Origin of the sequence: Stenotrophomonas sp. CFBP 13718, assembly GCF_014842145.1 — a bacterium.
Lineage (GTDB): Bacteria > Pseudomonadota > Gammaproteobacteria > Xanthomonadales > Xanthomonadaceae > Stenotrophomonas.
In genome coordinates, this window is the sequence record NZ_JACYVC010000007.1 from 127,323 (window position 1) to 147,094 (window position 19,772).

17 protein-coding genes are annotated in these 19,772 nt (G+C 64.7%); 10 read left to right on the top strand and 7 right to left on the bottom strand.

Features of this window, described 5'->3' with window-relative positions; all coding sequences use genetic code 11:
* Positions 1-33 precede the first annotated feature (33 nt).
* The 3 genes from IFT58_RS12625 to IFT58_RS12635 form a co-directional block, all read right to left on the bottom strand.
* Complete coding sequence (locus IFT58_RS12625; protein ID WP_192095305.1) at positions 34-1,800, bottom strand: methyl-accepting chemotaxis protein; 1,767 nt, start codon at positions 1,798-1,800, stop codon at positions 34-36.
* Positions 1,801-2,026: 226 nt separating this feature from the next.
* On the bottom strand, positions 2,027-3,013 hold the full coding sequence (locus IFT58_RS12630; protein WP_192095307.1) for an MDR family oxidoreductase: 987 nt from the start codon (positions 3,011-3,013) through the stop codon (positions 2,027-2,029).
* Positions 3,014-3,118: 105 nt separating this feature from the next.
* Positions 3,119-3,709, bottom strand: a complete 591-nt coding sequence (locus IFT58_RS12635; protein WP_192080969.1) for a TetR/AcrR family transcriptional regulator — start codon at positions 3,707-3,709, stop codon at positions 3,119-3,121.
* A 180-nt stretch (positions 3,710-3,889) separates the two neighbouring features.
* Between IFT58_RS12635 and IFT58_RS12640 the strand changes: the two genes are divergently transcribed.
* From IFT58_RS12640 to IFT58_RS12670, 7 genes are all read left to right on the top strand, one after another.
* Entirely contained in the window at positions 3,890-4,984 is a 1,095-nt protein-coding gene (locus IFT58_RS12640) for an alkene reductase (RefSeq protein ID WP_192095309.1), read from the top strand.
* Positions 4,985-5,017: 33 nt separating this feature from the next.
* Entirely contained in the window at positions 5,018-5,806 is a 789-nt protein-coding gene (locus IFT58_RS12645) for an SDR family NAD(P)-dependent oxidoreductase (protein ID WP_192095311.1), read from the top strand.
* Between the two features lie 82 nt (positions 5,807-5,888).
* Positions 5,889-6,914 carry an NADP-dependent oxidoreductase gene (locus tag IFT58_RS12650; RefSeq protein ID WP_192095313.1) on the top strand — a complete coding sequence of 342 codons (1,026 nt, stop codon included), beginning with the start codon at positions 5,889-5,891 and terminating at the stop codon, positions 6,912-6,914.
* A 468-nt stretch (positions 6,915-7,382) separates the two neighbouring features.
* Entirely contained in the window at positions 7,383-9,011 is a 1,629-nt protein-coding gene (locus IFT58_RS12655) for a PQQ-dependent sugar dehydrogenase (RefSeq protein ID WP_197974619.1), read from the top strand.
* A gap of 71 nt (positions 9,012-9,082) precedes the next feature.
* Positions 9,083-9,673: a DUF1349 domain-containing protein gene (locus IFT58_RS12660; protein WP_192095315.1), complete on the top strand. Its 591-nt coding sequence runs from the start codon at positions 9,083-9,085 to the stop codon at positions 9,671-9,673.
* A 122-nt stretch (positions 9,674-9,795) separates the two neighbouring features.
* Positions 9,796-10,884, top strand: a complete 1,089-nt coding sequence (locus IFT58_RS12665; protein WP_192095317.1) for a DUF5694 domain-containing protein — start codon at positions 9,796-9,798, stop codon at positions 10,882-10,884.
* Between the two features lie 184 nt (positions 10,885-11,068).
* Entirely contained in the window at positions 11,069-12,295 is a 1,227-nt protein-coding gene (locus IFT58_RS12670; RefSeq protein WP_197974620.1) for an MFS transporter, read from the top strand.
* Here the strand turns inward: IFT58_RS12670 and IFT58_RS12675 are convergent.
* Positions 12,270-13,163, bottom strand: a complete 894-nt coding sequence (locus IFT58_RS12675; RefSeq protein WP_192095319.1) for a LysR family transcriptional regulator — start codon at positions 13,161-13,163, stop codon at positions 12,270-12,272. The two genes, IFT58_RS12670 and IFT58_RS12675, sit on opposite strands and share 26 nt — an antisense overlap.
* A 172-nt stretch (positions 13,164-13,335) precedes the next feature.
* On the opposite strand from IFT58_RS12675, the gene IFT58_RS12680 reads away from it, so the two are divergent.
* Positions 13,336-14,373: an alpha/beta hydrolase gene (locus IFT58_RS12680; protein ID WP_192080961.1), complete on the top strand. Its 1,038-nt coding sequence runs from the start codon at positions 13,336-13,338 to the stop codon at positions 14,371-14,373.
* 127 nt (positions 14,374-14,500) lie between these two features.
* Here IFT58_RS12680 and IFT58_RS12685 read toward each other — a convergent pair whose 3' ends face one another.
* Positions 14,501-15,463 carry a LysR family transcriptional regulator gene (locus IFT58_RS12685; RefSeq protein WP_192095321.1) on the bottom strand — a complete coding sequence of 321 codons (963 nt, stop codon included), beginning with the start codon at positions 15,461-15,463 and terminating at the stop codon, positions 14,501-14,503.
* A gap of 102 nt (positions 15,464-15,565) precedes the next feature.
* Between IFT58_RS12685 and IFT58_RS12690 the strand changes: the two genes are divergently transcribed.
* Both IFT58_RS12690 and IFT58_RS12695 read left to right on the top strand, forming a co-directional pair.
* Complete coding sequence (locus IFT58_RS12690; RefSeq protein WP_197974621.1) at positions 15,566-16,669, top strand: alkene reductase; 1,104 nt, start codon at positions 15,566-15,568, stop codon at positions 16,667-16,669.
* Positions 16,670-16,721: 52 nt separating this feature from the next.
* Entirely contained in the window at positions 16,722-17,105 is a 384-nt protein-coding gene (locus tag IFT58_RS12695) for a nuclear transport factor 2 family protein (RefSeq protein ID WP_192095324.1), read from the top strand.
* A gap of 187 nt (positions 17,106-17,292) precedes the next feature.
* Here the strand turns inward: IFT58_RS12695 and IFT58_RS12700 are convergent, their stop codons facing one another.
* Together IFT58_RS12700 and IFT58_RS12705 are read right to left on the bottom strand one after the other, a co-directional pair.
* The gene (locus IFT58_RS12700; RefSeq protein ID WP_192080957.1) at positions 17,293-18,495 is read right to left on the bottom strand and encodes an MFS transporter; all 1,203 of its coding nucleotides are present in this window, start codon (positions 18,493-18,495) and stop codon (positions 17,293-17,295) included.
* Between the two features lie 32 nt (positions 18,496-18,527).
* Positions 18,528-19,754: an MFS transporter gene (locus tag IFT58_RS12705; protein ID WP_192095326.1), complete on the bottom strand. Its 1,227-nt coding sequence runs from the start codon at positions 19,752-19,754 to the stop codon at positions 18,528-18,530.
* Positions 19,755-19,772 lie beyond the last annotated feature (18 nt).

Here is a 19,772-nt window from a genome sequence, read left to right on the forward strand (position 1 = left end):
ATTGATACCCAGCACGTATCAATGCTGCCCGCGCTAGCGGGACAATGCCTCGGTGCGGAACGCGGCCACCGTGCCCAGCAGCTGCGTCGCCTGTTCTTCCATGCTGCGCGCCGCCGCGGATGCCTCCTCGACCAATGCCGCGTTCTGCTGGGTTCCCTCGTCGATGTGATCCACCGCCTGGTTGATCTGCACGATGCTTTCGCTCTGGTGTTGAGCGGCCGCGCTGATGCCGCGGATCAGATCGTTGACCCGCCGCACGCTCTGGACGATGTCGTCCATCGTGCGCTCTGCCCCCTGCGCCAACGTGCTGCCGGCGCCGACCTTGCCGACCGAATCGCTGATGATCTGTTTGATCTCGCTGGCGGCGGTAGCCGACCGCTGCGACAACGACCTGATCTCCGATGCAACCACGGCGAATCCACGCCCGTGCTCGCCAGCACGCGCCGCTTCTACCGCAGCATTCAATGCCAGGATATTGGTCTGGAACGCGATGCCGTCGATCACGCCGATGATGTCGCCGATGCGATGCGAAGACGCCGCGATCAGCGACATGGTCGAGACCACGTCATGCACGGCTTGACCGCCCTGTTCGGCCACCCGCACCGTCGCGCCAGCCAGCTCGCTGGCCTGCTGTGCGCTGTCTGCGGTCTGCCGCACGGCCGCGGTCAGGCCCTGCATCGATACGGCGGTTTCCTCCAGCGACGCTGCCTGCTGCTCGGTTCGCCGTGCCAGGTCATCGTTGCCTTCCGCGATCTCGCCTGCGCCCATCGCGACCGCATCCGCGGATGCCTTGATCCGCCCGATCATGCCGGCCATCGACTCGACCAGCAGGTTGATCCCCTGGCAAAGCTCGCCGATCGCGCCGCGTTTGCCGTTGAGGTCGATGCGGCGACTCAGGTCACCGCCCTGCGCGGCGGCGACCACGTCCCGGGTCTGGTCCACCGCCTGCTGCAGTGCCTGTGACTCGAGCACCTGCGCCGTGATATCGCTTGCGTACTTGACCACCTTGAACGGCCGCCCATCCATGTCATGGATCGGGTTGTACGAGGCCTGGATCCACACCTCACGGCCACCCTTGCCAAACCGGCGATAGCGTCCCGCGTCGTATTCGCCGCGCCCGAGTTTCTCCCAGAACTGGCGGTATTCGGCACTCTGGGCATAAACGGGGTCGGCAAACATGGAATGATGTTTGCCGCGTATCTCATCGAGCGAGTAGCCCGTGGTCTCCAGGAAGTTCTCGTTGGCGGTCTCGATACGCCCGTCCAGGCTGAACTCGATGACCGCCTGCGATTTGTTGATCGCGGCAAGCTGGCCCGCGACATCTGCGGCACGTTGCCGTTCTTCCGTGATGTCAGTGGCGAACTTCACCACTTTGCAGGGCGTGCCCTTGCTGTCGAAGACCGGGTTGTAGGACGCCTGGATCCAGATTTCACGCCCGCCTTTGCCCACCCGCCTGTATTGACCCGCGTCGAATTCGCCACGGCCCAGCTTTTCCCAGAAGGCTTTGTACGCTGCACTGCGCGCCTGCTCCGGCTCCATGAACATGGAATGGTGCCGCCCCTGGATCTCTTCCATCGTGTAGCCGAGGGTCGCCAGCACGTTGGCATTGGCTTTCAGCACGGTGCCATCCAACCCGAACTCGATGACCGCCTGTACCCGGTGCAGTGCATCGACCTGCGCCTGCAGGTCCTGGTCCCTGCGCGCCGCCGCGTCCGCCGCCGCGTGCCGGGTGGCGGACGGTCGAAACAGAAAGGCAGAGAGGCGTGCGGGTACCCGGGTACCGACAGATGGGCTGGGCATTGCAGGGTCCTCGGGTCCAACAGGCTGAAGGGCTGGGCCGTGCAGATACACGGCGGGGCGACGCGATGGCGTGGGGACGAACGAAGGCCGCAGCAGGGAGAGCAGGATGCTGTGAAGTTTGTAACGGCAGTTCGCAGATTATCTTGAGGATTAACTTTGAGACCCCGGTCACGATTATCGAGATATCCGAGAGATCAGTTTCTCACTGCATGCCCTGTTCCGCCCCTTATGCGTTGACGTCGACCACCGTGCGGCCCTGCACACGCCCTTGCAGCACGTCCGCCGCCAGTCCGGGAACGTCCGCCAGGCCGATCATCCGGGTGGTGCGGGCAAGCTTGTGCAGGTCCAGATCCGTGGCCAGTCGTGCCCAGGCCTGTTCGCGCGCGGCGTACGGTGCATTGACCGAATCGATGCCGGCCAAGGTCACATTGCGCAGGATGAAGGGCAACACCGAACCCGGCAGATCCGCCCCCTGCGCCAGCCCGAACGCCGCCACGACGCCGCGATAGCGGATCTGGGCCAGTACATTGGCAAGCGTGTGGCTGCCCACGGCATCAATGGCGCCGGCCCAGCGCTCCTTCGCGATGGGCGCACCCGGCGCCGAGAGCGTGGCACGGTCGATGATCTCAGCGGCACCGAGTTCCTTCAGATACTCCGCTTCCTGCAGGCGCCCTGTCGACGCCACGACGCGATAACCGAGCCGGGACAACAGCGCGATCGCGATGGACCCGGCCCCGCCATTCGCCCCCGTCACCAGCACGTCGCCGTGGTCGGGCGTCAATCCACCGTGTTCCAGCGCGAGCACGGACAGCATCGCCGTATAGCCGGCCGTTCCGATCGCCATCGCATCCTGCGTGGAAAATGCCTCGGGGACCTTGACCAACCATTCCCCGGGTACGCGCGCTTTCTGCGAAAAACCGCCATGGTGGGTCTGGCTCAATCCCCAGCCGTTGACCAGTACGCGGTCACCCGCAGAGAAACCGGCATGGCCGGAGCTCTCTACGATGCCCGCCAGGTCGATGCCGGGAATCAACGGGAACTTACGGATCACCGGGGAATGTCCACTCAGGGCCAGCGCATCTTTGTAATTGACCGTCGAATACTCCACGGCAACGGTGACGTCACCGGGCATCAGGTCATGTTCGTCGAGCTCTACGACGTCAGCTGCGATGCGGTCACCGGTCTGGGTGGCGAGAAGCGCTTTGAAAGTCATGGTTTACTCCGACTGTGGCTGGCGAGGGGGTGGATGCGGCGCCTGGGGCGGTACGAAGATGCACCGGGCGCCAGACAACGCGATGTTCGGGGGCCCGGCGCGCGCTCAGCCCTGAAAGACAGCAGCGCGTGCTGATTCATCCGCCAGCACCGCATGGCGGCAGGCCTCGAGTATCTCATCGGCCAGTGGCGAATCATCCGGGCACGCCCTGGACAACACGATCGCACCGACCGCCTGCGCAATCAGGGCGATCCGCTGCGCACGTGACCTGCCCTCCGCTACCGCCGCAGAGGCATCCGCATCCGGCATCGGTGCGGACACCTGGCGCTCGATTCCTTCGGCGAAGACGGCCCTGACCGCATCGGGCTGGCGCGCAGCATCGGTGCTCAGCGCGGCCATCGTGCAGCCCACGGCCGGGTTGTCACGGTGCGCGCGTGACAGGTAGTGGCCGAGAAACGCATCCAAGCCACCGTCACCTGCCGCCGCGAGTGACTGGGCAAAGCCGCACGCCGCTGCTTCCGCCATCAGATCCGCCTTGGAACCGAAGTGTTTGTAGAAGCCGCCGTGGGTGAAGCCGGCATGGGCCATGAGGTCCGCGACGCCCACGCCGTCATAGCCCTTTTCGCGAAACAACGCGGAGGCGACCTCAACGATATGGGCGCGGTTGGCCTGCGCCTGTGCCTTGCTGACTTTCATTGCGGGGGTACTCCCTCAGTGCGGCCATGTGCGTGGAAGCACTATATCACCCATAGATGATGCCCATAATCAAACCATTGACATTTAAGATTACGGTCATCATCATTGCTCTCGTCAGCCAGAGCCGGCACGCCCAAGCGACCCGGTTGGCCCCCGTCATCACCAAGAGAGAGACATTCCATGGCGACCCCATCGCTGTTCGACCCCCATGCTCTGGGCCCGCTGGTGCTTGCCAACCGCATCGTCATGGCGCCGTTGACGCGCAACCGTGCTGGACCCGGCCTGGTGCCCACCGATCTCGCCGCCACCTATTACGCACAGCGCGCGTCGGCGGGCCTGATCATTACCGAAGCCACCCAGGTTTCTGCCCAGGCGCAGGGCTACCAGGACACTCCCGGGCTGTACACCCAGGACCAGATCGACGGCTGGCGCAAGGTCACCGACGCCGTGCACCGCGAGGGTGGGCGGATCTTCGTGCAGCTGTGGCACGTCGGCCGCATCTCACATGTCGACCTGCAACCGAACGGTGCCGCTCCGGTGTCAGCCTCTGCCCTGCGTGCGCAGACCAAGACCTTCGTGAACAACGGTTTCGCCGATGTATCCGAACCGCGCGCGCTGGAGATCGACGAGCTGCCCGGCATCGTCAACGACTTCCGCCAGGCCGCGGCCAATGCAATCGCCGCAGGCTTCGACGGCGTGGAAATCCACGGCGCCAACGGATACCTGCTTGAGCAGTTCATCAAGGACGGCGCGAACCAACGCACCGATGCGTACGGTGGCTCCATCGAGAACCGCGCGCGACTGCTGCTCGACGTCACCGCTGCGGTGGCAGAAGAGATCGGTGCCGACCGCACCGGTGTGCGCATCTCGCCGGTGTCGCCGGCCAACGCTATCTCGATCAGCGACCCACAGCCGCAGTACGACTACATCGTCGACCACCTCAACCGCTTGGGCGTGGTGTACCTGCATGTGGTCGAGGGCGCCACCGGCGGCCCGCGCGATGTCGCGCCGTTCGACTTCAGCGCGTTGCGCCGACGCTTCAAGCAGACCTATCTGGCCAACAACGGCTATGACCTGGAACTCGCAACCCGCCACGTGGCAGAGAACAAAGCGGATCTGGTGGCCTTCGGACGCGCCTTCATCAGCAATCCGGATCTGGTGGAACGACTGAAGACCGGGGCGCCGCTCGCTCCACTCCATCCCGCCACGCTGTATGGCGGAGGCGCCGAAGGCTACACCGACTATCCAAGGCACCCCGCCGCATACGCCGCATAACTCCCCCGATCCCGAACATCAGAGACCTACCGCATGAACACTGCACACAGCGTCCTCATCACCGGTGCCTCCTCCGGCATCGGTGCCGTCTACGCGGACCGCTTCGCACGGCGCGGCCACGCACTCGTCCTGGTGGCCCGCGATACCGCGCGCCTGGAGGCACTTGCCGCACGACTGCGCAAGGAAACTGCCGTGGCCATCGACGTGGTGACCGCAGACCTCACCCACCCGGATGACCTCCGCAGGGTCGAGGCGCAACTCCGCGACGACACCCGGATCGGCATATTGGTCAACAACGCCGGCATGGCACAGACGGGCAGTTTCCTCGAGCAGTCCGCAGAGGGCATTGAGCGCCTGCTCACGCTGAACACGCTGGCGTTGGCACGGCTTGCCGCCGCGATCGCCCCGCGTCTCGCCGCCGCCGGTGAAGGCGCCATCATCAATGTCGGCTCAGTCGTTGGACTCGCCCCGGAGTTCGGCATGACGCTCTACGGTGCAACCAAGGCCTTTGTCCTGTTCCTGTCGCAGGGCATGCAGCTGGAACTGGGCCCAAAGGGCGTCCATGTGCAGGCCGTGCTGCCTGCTGGAACACGAACGGAAATCTGGTCGCGAGCAGGTATCGACCCCGACACGCTTCCCGACCTGATGGAGGTAAACGAACTGGTGGACGCCGCCCTGATGGGCTTTGACCGCCGTGAAGAGGTGACCATCCCGCCGCTGCACGACGCGTCGCGTTGGGATGCCCTGCAGGGATCACGCCAGGCATTGCTCGGTGACATCCGCCAAGCGCACGCTGCCGAACGCTACCGCAGCGGCGACTGACCCGCGTGACCGCGTCGCTTCGGCGATCGCGTTCTGCTCCACGTACACCGGCCTGCCGCATCCACCCAACAGGACACCTGCAATGAAAGCCTTCATCATCGACCGCCATGGCAAGAAGGAAGTGGGCCACATCGCCTCCGTGCCGGAGCCGGCACTGCGGGAAGACGATGTCCTGATCCAGGTGTATGCCGCCGGTGTCAACGCATTGGACAGCAAGATCCGCAGCGGTGAGTTCAAGCTGATCCTGCCCTACACGCTGCCGTTGACGCTCGGCAACGATGTCGCCGGCACCGTGGTCCGCGTTGGCAGTGCGGTGCAGCAGTTCAACGTCGGCGATGAGGTGTATGCCCGCCCCGACCAGGATCGCATCGGCACCTTCGCCGAACGCATCGCGGTGAAGGCGGCCAGTGTTGCGCTGAAGCCAACGAATCTCGGTTGGGAAGAAGCCGCCTCGGTGCCGCTGGTCGCGCTGACCGCCTGGCAGGTGCTGGTGGAAACCGCACACTTGAAGAAGGGCCAGAAAGTACTCATCCACGCCGGCTCCGGCGGGGTGGGTACGATCGCCATCCAACTCGCCAAGCATCTGGGCGCGTTCGTCGCCACGACCACCGGCACCGCCAATGTGGAGTGGGTGAAGGCGCTGGGTGCGGACCAGGTGATCGACTACCGGACACAGGATTTCGCGGACCTCCTGCACGACTACGACGTCGTGTTGAACAGTCTGGGCAACGACGTGCTGGAGAAGTCGCTGACCGTCCTCAAACCCGGCGGAATGTTGATCTCCATTTCGGGGCCGCCTACCCCCGCCTTTGCCGCAACACAGGGCTTGTCCTGGCCGCTTCGACAGGTCATGCGCCTGCTGAGCAGCGGCATTCGGCGCAAGGCCAAGCGCAAAGGAGTCGAGTACCGCTTCGTGTTCATGCGCGCTGATGGCCCGCAACTGCGCGAAATAACCTCGCTGATCGAAGCAGGCAGCATCCGCCCCGTGCTGGATAAAGTGTTTCCCTTCGAGGCCACGGCCGACGCGATGGCCTACGTGGACGCCGGACGCGCCAAGGGCAAGGTGGTGGTGCAGGTCGTGCCGCCTGCTGGGCGCGGATCGGAGTGATGCCGCGCCGCACGCGGCGACCGCAACGGCAGGCTCACCTCACGTGCCCAGCAACCCGGCATCCCACCGTAGCGCATCAAAATGCACGAAATGCACGAAATGCACGAAATGCACCGAATGCGCGGAATGCACGGAATGCATGGTGCGCGGAATGCGCGGAATGCACTGGTAGAGCCGACTTCAGTCGGCTGCATTGGCGACGGCAGCCGACTGAAGTCGGCTCTACCGGAGAACGCCGCACTTCAGCGCGTATCTGCAGCAGACCGGCGCGCCATCGCACTGAAGAACCGCGGCGGCTTGATGTACGACGTGCCTGGCGATTAGCACGCCGCCGAGCATGGCTCGGCGCTACCGGTCGCCTGGAACGTCCAGGATCCCTGCCTGCGGCGTCCGTCAGCCGTGCAGACGCCCCTCGCCCCCTAGAATGGGGGCAGACGGCAATGCCGATCCTGAAAGAGGAACGACAGGTTGAAGATCCAGCGCTACCTCCCCCACATCGCCGCGTTACTGGCTGCCGCCACAGTTACCGGTGTTGTGGCCAGCATCGTGCAGACGCAGCTCGTCCTCGGTGAGTTGTCGGGCTTCGGCATTCCCCTGCCTGCGGCTCTGCGGGTGTGGACCACGCTGGAAGACCTGGCGATGTTCGGCCCGGTCATGACCGGCATTGCGTTCGCTTCCCTGCTGCCTGCCATCGTGGTGGCGCATCGGATCATGCGCATCACCCCCGGTGCATGGCGGAACGGCGTGTTCGCTGCCGCCTCTCTGGCCGGTGTGTGGGTGGCGTTCTGGATGATGCGTTCGGTGATTCCCATGCCGGCCCTGCCCGGAACGCGTGGTCCACTCGGCCATATCCTGATGTCACTGGCAGGCGGGGTCGGCGGTGTGTTGTACGCCACGATGAGCGCGCCGGGGCGTGGCACAGCGCAGGCGACCGCACCGGGGTGGCCGTGGCGCCATGGTGTGCTGGCCGCCGTGCTGCTGTTCGTCCCTGCCCTGCTGTTCTTCACCACCGTGCCGCTTGCCGGCGACAGGCCGGTCGACACGCCTGCTGCGAGCTACCAGGTCCAGACGGTCACCAGCGGCTTGAACCGCCCCTGGTCACTCGCGTTCCTGCCCGATGGCCGCGTGCTGGTGACGGAGATGGGCGGACGGCTGCTGGCCATCGCCGCCGATGGCACCCGTTCGGAGATTGCGCTGGACGGGTTGGCCCCGATCTTCCGGCAGGGCAGCACCGCCGGCCTGATGGACATCGCGTTGGACCCGCAGTTCGACCAGAACGGCTGGCTGTACCTGACGATGGGCTACGGCGTGGCGTCGGCCAATGGCACACGCGTGGTACGTGCACGCCTTGCCAACGACAGGATCGAGGAGGTCCGCGTCCTGTTCGATTCAACGCCAAAACCGAGTGCCGGCAACAACGGCGGCCGCATCGCGTTTCTTGCCGATGGCACGCTGGTGCTGACGGTCGGCGACGGCAGCGCGCGGCGTGAGGAAGCACAGAATCCCGCCAACCACCTGGGCGCCGTGATCCGGATCGACCGCGAAGGCCGCCCGCCCGCCGATAATCCCTTCATCGGCCAGCCCGGTACCGCGCCGGAACTCTACAGCCTCGGCCATCGCAATGCGCAGGGGATCACCATCGACCCCACCACCGGCGATCTACTGCTTTCAGAGCACGGTCCCCGCGGCGGCGATGAGATCAACCGCATCGTGGCGGGCGGCAACTACGGCTGGCCGCTCGTCACGGGTGGCATCGACTATCCCTTCGCCCGCGTGACGCCTTTCCGCCGCCTGCAGGGCTACCGGGACCCGATGCTCGAATGGACACCTTCGATTGCGCCGGCGGGCCTTGCGGTGTACGACGGAGACCTGTTTCCCGCGTGGCGCGGCAACCTGCTCGTGCCTGCACTGAAGGAGCGCGCGGTGCGGCGTGTGCTGCGCGATGGCCGTCGCATCGTGGGACAGGAGCTGCTGCTGGCTGACCTCGATGAGCGCATACGCGATGTCAAGGTCGCTCCTGATGGGTCGATCCATGTGCTCACCGATGGGGTCGAGGGGAAGCTGCTGCGACTGACGCCGCGCACTGGCGGCGTGTGAGTCGCCCGCGCAACCCGCCGCCCACCTCACCGCATGAACCGACCGCTTAACGATAGACGACGAGCACCCACATGCATTACCCAACACTGCAGCACGGCATCTGGCACAACGCGCCGGCAGAACACCCGCTTGATGCGGACGGCCAGCTTCAGGTCGTCACCGCACCGGGCACCGATTTCTGGCGCGAAACCCACTACGGATTCACCCATGACAACGGTCACTTCCTTGCGGTGAAGGCCCCGGCTCGCTTCACCTGCCAGCTGCGTGTACGCGGTGACTACCAGGAACTCTACGATCAGGCCGGCATCATGGTGCGCGTCGACGAGCAGCATTGGATCAAAGCCGGCATCGAACTCAGCGACGGACGGGCCATGCTCAGCAGCGTCCGCACCGATGGCGTATCCGACTGGGCAACGGCGCCCTACCCGGGCGACCCCACGGACTTCTGGATGCGCGCCACCGTAGACGCCGGCGTGCTGCGGCTGCAGGTTTCTGCGGACGGCACACACTGGCCCCTGGTTCGACTCTGCCCGGTGCCCATTGCCGCGCAATACCAGGTGGGTCCGATGGCGTGCAGCCCGAAACGCGGGGGCCTCCGTGTCACGTTCTCGGACTGGACGCTGGGACCTGCTTCAGGAAAAGATCTACACGACCTGTCCTGACGGCATGCCGGCGATGCGGCAAACAGCGGGATGGTTGCAATGACCAAAGGGGCTTTCGTCCACGCTCCGTGTCGCCCAGCATCGGCCACAGGCAAGGCATCGGCCTTTGCAGAGGAAGCAGCATGATCAGGCGCATCGGCGGTAGTTTCATCCTTGGACTGTGCAGCGCCACCGCACTGGCAGCCAGCCCCGGCTATCAGCCCGACTTCCACCCCGAGACATTGAAGGGTCCGCCAGCGGGCCGCGCCAATGAGGTGCTGGTGCTCGGCTCGCCCCACTTGTCCGGGCTGCCGGACACCTTCACCCCCGCCCAGCTGGAACCCCTGATGGAGCGCCTGACGGCGTGGAAGCCGGACGCCATCGCGGTGGAGGCGGTATCCGGCCTGCAGTGCGATTACATGCGGCGCTTCCCGTCCCGCTACGTCGACAGCATCGACAGTTACTGCCCGGATACCGGCCCTGCGCAGATCGCTGCCGGCCTGGACGTGCCTGCGGCGAACGCCGAAGCCGAGCGACTGTTGGCCAGCCTGCCCAGCACGCCCACCTCCTCACAGCGACGCCGACTGGCCCTGGTGCTGCTGGCGGCCGGCGAACGCAATTCCGCCATCGTGCAATGGCTGCGTCTTCCCCCGCCGCAGCGTATCGCGGCCGACGGCCTGACCGATGATCTGGTCGCCTACCTGGACAAACGCCTGCAACGGCGCGACGAGTCGATTCTTATCGCCGCTACGCTGGCTGCAAAGCTCGGCCTGGAGCGCGTGTGGGCGGTCGATGACCACACCGCCGACTCAGCCACACCGAAGGCGTTGGAGAAGGCCTCCGGCGAAGCCATCATGAAGGCATGGGACAACCCGTATACCAAGGCGCGCTCTGACGCCGATGATGCGCTGCATGCCAATCTCGGCAAGCCCGGCGGCCTGCTGGCGATCTACCGCGCGTACAACGCGCCGGAAGCCGCCCTGCAGACGTATCACAGTGACTTCGGCGCGGCGCTGATGGAGCCGTCATCGCAGGGCTTTGGGCGCAATTACGTGGGCTACTGGGAAACCCGCAACCTGCGCATGGTCGCCAACATCCGTGATGTGCTGGGTCACGCGCCCGGCACGCGCCTGCTGGCCATCGTCGGCGCATCGCACAAGCCGTACTACGAGGCGTACCTCAACCTGATGCACGATGTGCAGCTGGTGGATGCCGAGAACGTACTGCGCTGAGCCCGCGCGATGGCCCGCCCATCGCCAGCGCGCTGACTCCTGAATATCACTCAACAGTTCATCCAGATCAGCCCCCCTTATCGGAGGCGATGGAGCGGGAGATCATGGCCTCCGGTGCAGCGCGCCGGATGCTGTCGCATCCCATGTTGCGGCAGCACCCTGACTCCCCCGAAGGCTGTTTTCCATGAATCCTGTCACCACATCCGCCGCTGCGGAGCGTGTACCCGCTCCCGTTGCCGACGCCCCCGCACACTGGGCCGGTGTCTTCGCCATGACCCTGTGCGTGTTCGGGCTGATCGCATCGGAGTTCATGCCGGTCAGCCTGCTGACCCCCATCGCGACCTCGCTCGGCGTCAGCGAGGGGTGGGCGGGCTACGGCATCGCCATTTCGGGCGCGTTCGCCGTCATCACCAGCCTGTCCATCCGTCGCATCGCGGGGGACCTGGACCGCAAGACCCTGCTCCTGCTGCTGACGGTACTGATGGGCGTTTCCGGCGTCATCGTCAGCCTTGCCCCGAACTACCCGGTCTACATGGTCGGACGGGCACTGATCGGCGTCGTCATCGGTGGCTTCTGGTCCATGTCCGCCGCCATCGCGATGCGGCTGGTGCCACCGCAAAGCGTGCCCAAGGCGCTGGCGGTGTTCAACGGCGGCAACGCGCTGGCCACCGTCATTGCCGCACCGTTGGGCAGTTACCTGGGCGGCATCATCGGCTGGCGCGGTGCTTTCATGTGCCTGGTACCGATCGCGCTGGTCGCACTGGTCTGGCAGTGGATCAGCCTTCCTTCGTTGAAGGTAGCAACGCGCTCCGGCGTGACGCCCAGCGTCTTCGCCGTGCTGACGCGGCCACTCGTGCTGCGTGGCATGGCAGCTGCGGGCGTGTTCTTCTGTGGACAGTTCATGCTGTTCACCTATCTGCGCCCGTTCCTGGAGACCGTGACGCGGGTGGATGTGGCCACGCTGTCCCTGATGCTGCTGGCGCTGGGCGTGGCGGGCTTCATCGGCACCGTGCTGATCGGTAGCTTCATGAAGACCAGTGTGTACCGCCCCCTGACGATCATTCCGCTGGTGATGGCCGCCATCGCCCTCACCCTTACGGTGTTCGGACAGTCCGGCAGCGCGGTGTTCGTCCTGCTTGCAGCGAGGGGACTGGTGGCTACGGCCGCGCCGGTGGCCTGGTGGGCCTGGCTGGCCAAATCGCTGCCCGATGATGCCGAGGCCGGCGGTGGACTGATGGTGGCGATCGTGCAGTTGGCGATCGCGCTGGGCTCCACGGTAGGCGGGCTGCTGTTCGACGGCAGCGGTTACCGCGCCACCTTCATCGCCAGCGCTGTCGTGCTGGTGGTCGGGGCGCTGCTGGCCGCGATGACCGCGCGTACGACGGTCACGCCGGGTATCGCAGCGCGTTGACGAGCGCCGAAAACGCAGGCGATGGCTGGCGGCGGTTGGGGTAGTAGAGGTGGTAACCGGCGAACGTCGGGCACCATGCATCCAATACCTGTACCAGTTCACCGCGGGCGATGTGCGAAGCGACAAGATCCTCGGTGACGTAGGCCAGGCCGATACCATCAACGGCCGCGTTGATGACGTGGTACATGCTGTTGAAAACGAGCTGCCCCTCACCCTTCACCGTGAACTCTTTCCCGTCCTTCCCGAACTCCCAGGCGTAGATGCTCCCCGTCGGGCGGTGGCGGATGTTGACGCAGGGCAGCCCGGTGATGTCATACGGCGTGGTAGGCATGGTGTGACGCTGGAAGTACGCCGGCGAACCCACCACCACCAGTCGCCAATCCGGACCGATGCGTACCGCGATCATGTCGTTGCTCAACGCCTCACCCAAGCGGATCCCCGCGTCGAACCGCTCCAGCACGACATTGGAGAAGCCGTAATCGACATGGAACTCCAGCGTAATGTCCGGATAGGCCGCCAGGAAGGCGGCCAGCCGCGGACGGATCACCATCTCGATGGCATCGTCGCTGCAGGTGATGCGAAGGGTTCCCGCCGGTCGGTCGCGCAGATCACCAAGCGCCTCCACGCTCGCACTGATGGCATCGAAATGCGGGGCGATGGAACGCATCAGGCATTCGCCCGCCTCGGTGGGCGCCACGTTGCGCGTTGTCCGCGCCAGCAGCCGCACACCCAGGCGTTCTTCCAGCTGCCGCATGGTGTGGCTAAGCGCCGAAGCCGAGACGCCCAGCCTGGCGGCCGCCTTGGTGAAGCTCTGCTCCTGCGCGACAGCGAGGAAGGCTTGCAGATCATTGGTCTTGAACCCTGCCATTGCTGATTCCGCCCAGGCGCCTACGTGGTGACCGACAGTATCACCGCGATTGGTGAGCAGGGCTCAGTAAGCCTTCAACGGTGCACCGGCTAATCAGGGACTTTGCGGGCGGCTACCGTGGACTGCGCCATTCCTGTGCGACGCCGCCCTGCCCTCTTACCGAGTAGACCCGATGAAACACCTTGCCCTGTTGCTGGCGCTCACCGCCAGCACATTCACCGCGATGGGAGCCACCATGCCGACCGGCGCAGACAATTTCTACCGAAGCGATGACGTCACCATCGAGAAAGTGAGCTTCAAGAACCAGTACCACATGGAGGTCGTGGGCAGCCTCGTGCGCCCCACGCATCCAGCTGCCACCACCGGCAACTTGCCCGCGGTGATCGTGGGCCACCCGATGGGAGCGGTCAAAGAACAGAGCTCCCTGCTGTACGCGCAGAAACTGGCAGAACACGGATTCGTGACGTTGGCCATCGACCTGCCCTTCTGGGGCGAGAGTGCCGGCGAGCCGCGTAATCTGGTGGCGCCGGAGATGTACAGCGAAGCCTTCAGCGCGGCCGTGGACTATCTGGGGACCCGCGATTTCGTCGACCGCAGCCGGATCGGCGTGCTCGGCATCTGTGGCAGCGGCAGCTTTGCCATCAGCGCTGCGAAACTGGATCCACGCCTGCGTGCCATTGCCACGGTGAGCATGTACGACATGGGCGCGGTGACACGCCACGGCCTGGGGAATTCGGTATCGCTGCAGCAGCGCAAGGACCTGTTGGCGAAAGCAGCGGAGCAGCGCTATGCGGAGTTCACCACGGGCCAGGGAGTATTCCTCGACTATCTGCCCGTGGAACTGCCGGCCGACGCCGATCCGGTGACGCGGGAGTTCTGGGCGTTCTACCGCACGCCGCGCGGCATCTCGATTCCGCAGGGGCGTACGCTGGAAACCACCCAGAACCGCATGCTGACCAGCGAGGTGCGCTTCATGAACTTCTATCCGTTCACTGACATCGAGACCATCTCGCCGCGCCCCCTGTTGTTCATCGCCGGCGACAAGGCGCATTCGCTGGAGTTCAGCCAGCAGGCCTACGCGCTCGCCGGACAGCCGAAGGAGCTCTACCTGGTACCCGGCGCAGGGCACGTGGATCTCTACGATCGCGTGGATCTGATTCCATTCGACAAGCTGGTGGCGTTCTTTACCCGCACGCTTGCAGGCACCTGAGGCTGCGTACAAAGTTGAAGTGCACAGTGGCATCGATGCGGGGGACTTTACCTTCCTGATCAGGGCGATGTAGCCGTCGTGGCCCGCGAGCTGCGGCTATCGCCCCTGAGCAGCTCGACCCCGCTCGCTACGCTGCATTCTTGTCCGTCATGAAATCGATGAATGCACGAAGCTTGCCGGGCATATGCGTTCGATGTGGGTAGTACAGATGGAACGCGTCATCCATTCCACTGTGCTGTTGCAGGACCCGCTGCAATCGGCCGCCCGCCAACTCCTGCCTCGCAAAATCCTCATACACGAAGCCGATACCTTGGCCTTGGACGGCGGCATCCACGACAGACTTCATTTCATCGAAGAGGAGGCGTCCATGAACTTCGATCTGGACTGTCTGCCCATCGGCATCGAACTTCCAGTCGAACCATCGTCCTCCCCCGGAGTAGCGCTGTCGTATGCAGTCATGCTGCAGCAGATCGTCGATCGTACTGGGCTCCGTCCGCCCCTGAAAGTAATCTGGCGCAGCCACCACGATTCGTTTCTGCGCAGCCCCGAGCTGTTTGGCGACCATATCGTTCTGCACTCTTTTTCCCATGCGGATGCCGATGTCATAGCCACTACTGACGATGTCGCCCAGCACGTTGTCCAGTGATATCTCGACGTGGATCAAGGGAAACCTGGCGAGGAACTCGGGAAGATGCGGCTCGATCAACGTCCGGTAGGCCACGTAGGAAGAATTGACCCGCACGGTGCCAGATGGCTGATCGGTCGCCTGCAGCGTCTCTGACAAGGAACTCCTGATCAGCGCAAGCGCGGGGGACAACGTGGCGCTGAGTGACGCCCCCGCTTCGGTCAAGCTGACGCTGCGCGTGGTCCGGTTGAAGAGCCGGACATTCAACTGCGCCTCCAGGGCTTTGATGGTGCGGGACACCGCGGTCGGGGTAACGCCCAGTTCGCCTGCCGCCTTGGAGAAGTTCAGGTGTCGGGCCACTGACTCGAACGTCAGGAGTCCTTGCAGATACACCGGGGGAGCAGAGTGACCATTTGCCGCACTGTCCCCCTGCGCTGCAGACCGGATTGTGAACTTATGGTCCATACCGTATCTCCCGTTGTGTCTATTCACGTCATTATCGCACGCTCGCATACTCCTGAAATCAAATGAATTCAGCAGGCAACCCGGTTGCCGAAAGGAACAGCGATGATGCCCAGCACCTCTCCCAACGATCTCTTCTCTCCGGTAGCCTTAGGCGCGCTGAAGCTGGCGAACCGGATCATCATGGCGCCGCTGACGCGAAGCCGCATGGGCGCGGATGGTGTGCCGAACGAGATGCATGCGCGGTACTACGCACAGCGGGCCAGCGCCGGCTTGCTCATCAGTGAAGCCACCAACATCTCCGCTCAGGGGCGGGGCTACGACCTGACGCCCGGTATCTGGTCGGAAGAACAGGTGGCCGGCTGGAAAGTAGTGACCGACGCAGTACACGCGGCCGGTGGCCTGATCGTTTGCCAGCTGTGGCATGTGGGGCGTTTCTCCCACGTCGACCTGCAGCCGGATGGAGCCCAGCCGGTCGCACCGTCGGCGATCCGGGCAGAAGGGCACACGTTTACCGCGAAGGGAATGCTCGATGTCTCGCCGCCCCGTGCGCTGGAGACGTCCGAGATTCCGGGCATCATCCAGCAGTATCGGCATGCCGCCGAATGCGCAAAGCGCGCCGGCTTCGATGGTGTGGAAGTGCATTCGGCCAACAGCTACCTGCTTGACCAGTTCCTGCGCGACTCCACCAACCAACGTGACGACGCGTACGGTGGCACCATCGAGAATCGCAGCCGACTGACGCTGGAGGTCACGGCTGCAGTGGTTGAGGTCTGGGGTCACGACCGGGTCGGCATCCGGATTTCGCCGGTGACGCCTGATGCAGGCAACACGCCCTTGGACAGCCAGGTGATGAAGACCTACGGCTACCTGATCGAGCAGCTCAACCGATTCCAACTGGCCTACCTGCACTTTGTGGAAGGCGCCACGGCAACCTCGCGCGTGGTGCCGGAAGACGTTGATCTGGACGCACTGCGCGCCCTCTTCAGCGGCCCCTATATCGGCAACAACAACTACGACCTGGCGTTGGCAGTGAAGCGTCGGGAAGAGGGCAAGATCGATGCCGTAGCGTTTGGCCGCCCGTTCATCGCGAATCCGGATCTCGTGCGTCGATTGAAAGAAGGTGCCGAGCTCGCCGTCGCGCCGCGCGATACGTACTACGGGAATGGTGAGAAGGGCTACACCGACTGGCCGACGCTCGCCAACTGACGCGAAAGCGTACCGAACGGCCTCAACCCACCACGTCAATCAAGGAACAGTCATGACCGAATCAACCTACGTCCAGGATTACCGCGCCATCGCGGAGGTACTGAACCAGTACATCGCGGGCTGCAGGCAGGGCCAGAGCAGCATCATGAAGCCCGCATTCGCCCCGCAAGCAACGATGTACAGCATCGACCCCGAGGGCAAGCTGTCGGGTGGCGCCATCACGGTGCTGTTTGAAGGTATCGACACGCACTTCCACACCTCTCCTGACGCTGAGGCGGAAGTCACCCGAATCGAAATCGTCGGCACAGCGGCCAGCGCCCGCATTGATGCCAATGGAATGTCGGGCCTCTCGTTCACTGACTTCTTCCACCTGCTGAAGATCGATGGCAAGTGGCTGGTCATCAGCAAAGTGTTTCAGACCCACGCGGCACCTTGACCGCGCATCCGCACAGCAACTCCATACGCTCGTAGGTGCCTCAAGCAGTCGGCGCATGCCGCCGACTGCTTGAGCGCGCTGGCGCCAGGCACGCACAGTCAGGAACTTCTTCCGATGTAGGCGTGGCTGCTCAACCAACTCAGATTTGATGACCCCATTCTTTACGACGCTCCCACGCCCAAGACGATTACCCCCGCACCCACGGCACAGCGCGCGGCAGGTAGCGCGCAATCAGGCAGAGGATCAGTGCGGCCAGTGACAGCGCTGCCGCAATCCACAGATTCCCTTGGATCCCGGTGCGATCCAGCCACCAGCCTCCTGCCCAGGCTCCGGCCGCAATACCGATGTTGAACACGCCCACATACAACGATCCGGCAACCTCCATGGCACGGGGGACGGCTTTCATCATCCAGGTCATCAGACCCACCGACACGCCTCCATACGTCAGTCCCCACACCACCAGCACGACGATAGCGCCCCCAAAGGACGTACCAACGGACAACAGCAGCAGCGGCGTCAACAGCAACCCGACCGAAAGCGCTAAAACTGCCGGCCACGTACGACGCGCAGCGAGTGGGCCCATGACGAAGTTGCCGGCAATCCCTGCGACGCCGTAGGCAAACAGCAACGCGCCCATCCAGCGTGCATCGATGCCGGACCAGGCCGCAAGCAAGGGACGCACGAAGGTGAACACCATGAAGTGGCTGGACACCAGCAGCAAGGTCAGCAGCAGTCCCACCTGCAAGGCACGATTGCCCAGTTGCTGCAGAAACAGCCGCGCAGTCGTACCCAGTGCTACGGGCAGTGCGGGCATGACGCCCAGATGCAGCAGCAACACCAATGCACTGAACGCCGACATCGCGAAGAATACGGCGCGCCAGCCGAGCGCTTCGCCGATCATCGTGCCCAGCGGGACACCCAGCACAGAGGCCGCCGCCACGCCGCCAAAGATGATCGAGGTCGCCAGGCCGACGCGGTGTGCAGCCACCAGACGTGCAGCCAGCCCGCCCGCGATGGCCCACACGCCGCCCATGCACAGCCCCACCAGCGCCCGCGCCGCGAGCATCGATCCGATGCCTGGTGCCAGCGCCGATGCAAGGTTGGCCACCACCAGCAACGCCAGCAGTGCGCGCAGGATCAGTCGGCGGTCAAGCGTGCCGGCGGCGATGACGAGCAACGGTGCACACACTGCCGCCAGCAGTGCGGGCAGCGAGATCAGCCAGCCAGCATCGCCGGCACTGATGCCGAGCGCGTCGGCAATGGGAGTCAGCAATCCCACCGGCAACATCTCGGTGGTGACGACGGAAAATGTGGAGAGGCCTACGGCCGAAACGGCCAGCCAGGGATGACGCGCGAGCGGCTGGGCGGCCGCCGACGAGGGGGTGGGCATGGGAGTGACCTCTAACGGGACAGGAGTCGATATCAACCGGCGTCGGTGACGGTTCGCGCGATGGGTTCAACGCGATCCAAGCGCGCAAGTGTGCGGCTGGCCATCAGGGCACTGATCAGCACGAGGCCGCCCGCGCAGAGCGCAACGACGAACCCGGCCGACGGCCCCATGCGATCCACCGCTTGACCCGAGGAGGCAGCGCCTGCCGCCACGCCGACATTCAGGCCGGCCAGCAGCCAGGTCATGCCCTCGGTAACGCGATGCGCGGGCACCTGCCGTTCAATCAACGACATGGCGACGATCATGGTCGGCGCGAAGAACAAACCGGCAACCAGTACCGCCAATGCCAGCGGACCAACAGCCGCGACGTACAGCAGCGGGAGCGTGGTGAGCGCGGTAGCGATGCCGCTCCACAAGAGCAGCCGATGCAGGGGAAACGGGAACACCCGCGCGCCGAACAGCAATCCTGCCGCGCAGGAACCGAGGGCGTATGCGGAAAGAACGAGGCTGGCTGCGGCGGGTTGGCCAAGGGATGCAGTGAAGGCAACACTGGTGATGTCGATGGTGCCGACAATAAGGCCCATTGCCAGCATCAGCAGGACCAGCCAGCGCACACCTGGCAAGGTGATCATCGACCGCTGTCTGCCCCGTGCCAGGGCGTTGTTTTCCACGGCAGGCTCGGTGCCCCGCTGCACCACCAGTGCGGCTACTCCGACAGCCAGCAGCACAGCCGCCGCCAGCACACCCGCTTGCGGCAGCAGCCCGATCGACAGCGCAACCGCAATGGGCGGGCCGGCAATGAAGCTGAGCTCATCGAACACCGTTTCCAGGGCGAACGCGGTCTGCAACTGCGGGCGCCCCCGGTGCAGCGCGGTCCAACGTGCGCGGACCATCGCCGAGACGCTGGGCATGCACCCCGCAAGCAGGGCACCGGCAAACAGCATCCAGTCCGGCGCCTGCGCGAAGGTGCTGACGGCAAGGAGCAACAGCCCGGCGATGCTGATGGCCGTGGCAAGGGGAAGCACCCTGCCCTGTCCGTGCCGGTCGACCAGCCGCGAGACCTGCGGTGACACAACGGCATAGGTGAAAACGAACACCGCCGACACCGCGCCTGCAAGCGCATAGCTTCCTTTTACGGCGGACAGCAGGGTGATGATGCCGATGCCGGTCATCGGCAGTGGTACGCGTGCAATCAGCCCGGCCAAAGCGAGGGCGCGGGTGCCAGGCGTGTCGAAGAGCTCGCGGTAAGGCGTTGCCATTGGGTTCTCCAGAAGGGC